This window comes from Burkholderia sp. Ac-20392, from assembly GCF_017104585.1.
Lineage (GTDB): Bacteria > Pseudomonadota > Gammaproteobacteria > Burkholderiales > Burkholderiaceae > Burkholderia > Burkholderia lata.
On the sequence record NZ_JAAGPB010000545.1, the window covers coordinates 1 to 5,268 of the forward strand.

At 69.2% G+C, this 5,268-nt stretch carries 5 protein-coding genes; all 5 read left to right on the forward strand.

Features of this window, described 5'->3' with window-relative positions:
- On the forward strand, positions 1-916 hold a 916-nt coding region (locus G3N99_RS34110), incomplete at its 5' end, for an isochorismate synthase (protein WP_206124569.1).
- On the forward strand, positions 913-2,529 hold the full coding sequence (locus G3N99_RS34115; protein ID WP_206124570.1) for a (2,3-dihydroxybenzoyl)adenylate synthase: 1,617 nt from the start codon (positions 913-915) through the stop codon (positions 2,527-2,529). The genes G3N99_RS34110 and G3N99_RS34115, both read left to right, overlap by 4 nt.
- Before the next feature lie 64 nt (positions 2,530-2,593).
- Positions 2,594-3,469, forward strand: coding sequence for an isochorismatase family protein (locus G3N99_RS34120; RefSeq protein WP_206124571.1), 876 nt, complete (start codon positions 2,594-2,596; stop codon positions 3,467-3,469).
- Positions 3,466-3,789 (forward strand): DUF2218 domain-containing protein, encoded by a 324-nt coding sequence (locus G3N99_RS34125; RefSeq protein ID WP_241011998.1) that lies wholly within the window; start codon positions 3,466-3,468, stop codon positions 3,787-3,789. Before G3N99_RS34120 ends, G3N99_RS34125 begins: the two co-directional genes overlap by 4 nt.
- A 66-nt stretch (positions 3,790-3,855) precedes the next feature.
- Positions 3,856-5,268, forward strand: a 1,413-nt coding sequence (locus G3N99_RS34130) for a condensation domain-containing protein (RefSeq protein ID WP_241011999.1), incomplete at its 3' end; no start/stop codon positions are given.

The following is a 5,268-nucleotide window of genomic DNA, read 5'->3' on the forward strand; positions in this document are numbered from 1 at the left end:
TGTGCTCTTCCGATCTCCGGCACCTCGCGCGTCGCAGGCGCCCGAACCGTCCGGACTGCGCTATGCGACGCGCGAGGTGCCGGCGGCAGATGCCTATGCCGATGCCGTGGCGCACGCGGTCGCGCGCATTCGCGCGGGCGAGCTCGACAAAGTCGTGCTGGCGCGCACGCTGGAAGTCGACGGTGAGCAGCCGGTCGAGGTTGCGCCGCTCGTCGCGCGTCTCGCGGCGCGCAATCCGCACGGCTATACGTTCTCGGTCGATCTCGGCGAGGGACGCACGCTGCTCGGCGCGAGCCCGGAGCTGCTCGTGAACCGCTTCGGCGGCATCGTGCGCGCGAATCCGCTGGCCGGCTCCGCGCCGCGCAGCTGCGACCCCGTCGAGGACCGCCGTCGCGCGGAGGCGCTGCTGGATTCGGCCAAGGATCTCGACGAGCACCGGGTCGTCGTCGAGGCGGTGCGCGACAGCCTCGCGCCGTACTGCCGGCATCTCGACGTGCCGGCACGCCCGTCGCTGATGCACACCGAAACGATGTGGCACCTGTCCACCGAAGTGCGTGGCGAAACGCAGGCCGACGCGTTGACGCTCGCGCTGGCGCTGCATCCGACGCCCGCGGTCTGCGGTGCGCCGCGTGACGCGGCCCGCACGTGCATTCGCGCGGCCGAGCCGTTCGACCGCGGGTTTTACGCGGGGATGCTCGGCTGGGTCGATGCGCGCGGCGACGGTGAATGGATCGTGACGATCCGCTGCGCGCAAGCGTTCGATCGCACGCTGCGGCTCTATGCGGGGGCGGGTGTCGTTGCCGAGTCGACACCCGACGGCGAACGGGCCGAAACGGCGGCCAAGTTCAGGACGATGCTCGATGCGCTGGGGATTCGCCACGACGTCGCATCGGGCGGTGCCCGGGAGGCGGCATGACGATCGTGCACGGCACGCCGTGGCCGGCCGCGCTGGCCGACACGTATCGGCAAAAGGGCTATTGGCGCGGCGAATCCTTCGCCCGGTGGTTCGATGCGCGCGTCGCGCAATTCGGCACACGGACGGCGCTCGTGCAGGGCGATCTGCGCTGGTCGTACCGGACGCTTGCGCTCGAAGTGCAGCGCCTGGCGCGCGCGCTGAGCGCGGCGGGCATCGCGCCAGGCGATCGCGTGGTGTTGCAACTGCCGAACTGCGCGGCCTTTTTTGCGACGACGTTCGCCTTGTTCCGCATCGGCGCGTTGCCGGTCTTTGCATTGCCCGCGCACCGGCGTCGCGAGATCGGCTTCTTCTGTCAGCACGCGGGCGCGGTCGCCTATATCGCGGCGCCCGCTCACGACGGCTTCGACTACCGGTCGCTCGCGCGCGACGTGCAGGCCGACGTGTCGACGCTGAAGCACGTGCTGTTCACGACGCCGGGCAACGCGGGGCTCGATTTGCCCGATGCACCGGACGTCGCATTGCCGCCGGGGCCGGCCGCGCACGAGGTGGCGTTCCTGCAGTTGTCGGGCGGCAGTACGGGCACGCCGAAGTTGATCCCGCGCACGCACGACGATTATCTGTACAGCGTGCGCGAGAGTGCACGCATCTGCGGGCTGAGCGAACGCACCGTCTATTTTGCCGCGCTGCCGGCCGCGCACAACTACGCGCTCAGCTCGCCGGGCTCGCTCGGTGTCTTCGACGCGGGCGGCACGGTCGTGCTGTGCGACAGCGCCAGCCCCGACGTGGCGTTCGATCTGATCGAACGTGAACGCGTCACCGTGGTCGCGCTCGTGCCGCCGCTCGTGCTCGTGTGGCTGAACGCCGCGGCGCGGCGCGGTGGCGCGCCGGCGAGTCTCGAACTCGTGCAGGTCGGCGGGGCGCGATTCGATCCGGCACTGGCCGCGCGCGCGGCGGACGGCTTCGACGCACAACTCCAGCAGGTATTCGGGATGGCGGAGGGGCTCGTCAACTACACGCGGTTGGGCGATCCGCGCGACGTCGTGATCGCCACGCAGGGGCGGCCGATCTCGCCGGACGACGAGATTCTCGTGGTCGACGACGACGATCGTCCGGTCGGGCCGGGACAGGTCGGCCACCTGCTGACGCGTGGCCCGTACACGATCCGCGGCTATTACGACGCGCCGGCGCACAACGCGCGCGCGTTCACGGCGGACGGCTTCTATCGCACCGGCGATCGCGTGCGCATGACCGACGACGGCTATCTCGTCGTCGAGGGGCGCGCGAAGGACCAGATCAATCGGGGCGGCGAGAAGATTCCCGCGGAGGAGATCGAGCACCTGCTGCTGGCGCATCCCGGCGTTGCCGACGCGGCACTCGTGCCGATGCCGGATCCGTATCTCGGCGAGCGCAGTTGTGCCTACGTGATTCGCGGCACCACGGCGCCGAGCGCGGCGGACCTCGTGCGGTTCGTGCGCGAGCAGGGCGTTGCGACCTACAAGGTGCCGGACCGGATCGAGTTCGTCGATGCGTTCCCCAAGACGCCGGTGGGCAAGATCGACAAGCGGGCGTTGCGGCAACGCATCGCCGATTGCCTGGCCGACGTGCCTGCCTGACCCCCGGCGCAGCGGCCATCCCGAATCCATTCATTTTGACGAAGTTTCACGACCCATTTTCAACATGGCCATTCCGAAAATCGCTTCCTATCCGATGCCGGCCGACCTGCCGGCCAACCGCGTGACCTGGCCGTTCGATCCGCGGCGTGCGGCGCTGCTCGTGCACGACATGCAGGACTATTTCCTCGACTTCTACGATCGCGGCGCGGCGCCGGTGCCGTCGTTGCTGACCGGCGTGCGGCGCCTGATCGATTTCGCGCATGCGACGGGGATGCCCGTTTACTACACCGCGCAGCCGGCGACCCAGGCGCCGGCGGATCGCGCGCTCCTGACCGACATGTGGGGCCCGGGACTGACCGCGCAGCCGGCGCGCGCGGCGATCAGCGAGATCGTCGCACCGGCGCCCGGCGACACGGTGCTCGACAAGTGGCGCTACAGCGCATTCCGGCGCTCGGACCTCGACACCCGGCTGCGCACACAGGGGCGCGACCAGCTCGCGATCTGCGGGATCTACGCGCACATCGGCTGCCTGATGACTGCGTGCGACGCGTTCATGCGCGACATCAAGCCGTTCTTCGTCGGCGATGCGCTCGCGGATTTCTCGGAGCGCGAGCACCGGATGGCACTCGATTACGTCGCGGGACGCTGTGGCAGCGTCGTGTCGGTCGACACGCTCGTCCGTGCCACCCATGACGATCCCGCGACGCCGACCCTCGACGACATCGCGCGGCTGGTCGCCGGGAGCCTGCGCGTTCCGGCCGAGACGCTGAGCGCGGACGCCAACCTCGTCGATTGCGGTGTCGATTCGATTCGCATGATGACGTTCGTCGAGCAATGGCGAGCCGACGGGCACGACGTGACGTTCGTGCAGCTCGCCGAACAGCCGACGCTGGGGGCGTGGGCGCGCCTGCTGCAACGCACCGCGCCGGTGCCCGCATGACCGGGCACGACATGCCCGGCACCCGGCCGGCGCCGTTCGCCAGCACGGCGGAAGTCACGCTGGCGCAAGCCGATCGCGTGCTGTTCAAGCTGTGCAAGCACTACGCGATCAAGGTGCCCGTCGTGTTCGACGCGCACCGTGCGACCGTCGACTTTCCGTACGGCACCTGCCGGATGCAGCGGACCGACGATCGGCTGCGGATGCGCTGCGAAGCCGATTCGGCCGACAAGCTCGCGCAGATCCAGTACGTGATGGACGAGCACCTGGTGCTGATGTCGCGCAATCGCGAACTCGTGATTGCGTGGCAGCAGGCCGACTGACCGCCTGCCATTCCGGTTCAACGCTCATTCGCGATATCTCCATTCATGCAACTCGAAGAACGACCGATGGAACGACCGATACGCGCGACATCCGCGCAATACGGAATCTGGGTCGCGCAACAGGTCGATCCCGACGATCCGGGCTACCTGACGGCCGAAATCATCGAACTTGACGGCACGCTCGACGTTGCCGCGCTCACCGGAAGCGTCGAAGCGGTGTTCGATCATGCCGACGCACTCCACATGCGTTTCGTGTGGGCCGACGATACGCTTTGGCAATCTCGCCGCGCGCCGGCTACGCGACTGCCGCTCGTGGACCTGTCGATGCAGGCGGATCCCGAGCAGGCAGCGCGCGACTGGATGAAGGCCTCGCTGTCGGTGTGCTGCGATGTCACGTCCGATGCGCTGTATCGCACGACGCTGTTGCGGCTGTCGCCGACGCGGCACTGGTGGTATCTGCAGGTTCATCACATCGCGCTGGACGGCTTCGGTTACGGCTTGCTGCAGCAAGCCGTTGCGGCGCGCTACAACGCGCATGTCGGCAATGCGCCCGTGCCGGAATTGCCCGACTGGCGTGTGGATCGCGTGGTCGAAGCCGAGGCGGGCTATCGCGCGAACGGCGGCTTCGACGCCGATCGCGCGTTCTGGAGCACATACTTGCGCGATCTGCCCGCGCCGCTCGCGCTCGCGCCGAAGCAGGACGTGGCGCCCGATGCGTCGCGGGCCACGCGCGTGGTCGACGGCGGCCGGCTGGCCCGGCTCAGGGACGCCGCGGCGCACGCGGGCGTCGACTGGAACGCGTGGCTGCTGTGCGCGACCGGGATCTGGCTGGCAAGACAGGGCGGGCAGCGCGACCTGACGTTCGGGTTGCCGGTAATGAACCGGCTCGGCACGCCGGCGCTCGGCGTGCCGTGCATGGCGATGAACATCGTGCCGTTTCGCGTGCATGTCGACGCGGGCCATTCGCCACGCGATCTCGCGCGTGCCTGTTCGGATCAGCTGCGCGCGATCCGGCCGCACCTGTATTACCGGTACGGCTGGATTCGCGGCGATCTGGGCCTGCTCGAGCGCAACGTGTTCCTGTTCAACCAGGCCGTCAACGTGATGCCGTTCGAGCGGCAGGTCGCGCTTCGCGGGCTGGCGAGCGATACGCGCGCGGTGAACGGCGGGCCGGTGAAGGACCTGAACGTGACGCTCGCCGTGCGCGGCGGCGCGTGGCACCTGACGCTCGAGGCCAATCCGAATGCGTACGACGCCCACACGCTGGCGGCGTACGCGCAAAGCTTCATGGACTGGCTCGACACGTTCGCCGCGTGCGCGGCCGACGAACCGGTCGCGCGCCTGCTCGACGACATGCCGCCGCCCTCGATCGTGCGCGGTACGCCGCTGCCCGGGCCGCACGACGACGTGATCGTGCTGATCGAACGCGCGGCGCGCGACGCACCTGCGCGCACGGCGATCGAAGCCAGGGAGCGTCGC

Bases quoted from the DNA above. Each gene is read 5' to 3' on its own strand.
- G3N99_RS34115 (WP_206124570.1), top strand. From the start codon at position 913: ATGACGATCGTGCACGGCACGCCGTGGCCGGCCGCGCTGGCCGACACG.
- G3N99_RS34120 (WP_206124571.1), top strand. From the start codon at position 2,594: ATGGCCATTCCGAAAATCGCTTCCTATCCGATGCCGGCCGACCTGCCG.
- G3N99_RS34125 (WP_241011998.1), top strand. From the start codon at position 3,466: ATGACCGGGCACGACATGCCCGGCACCCGGCCGGCGCCGTTCGCCAGC.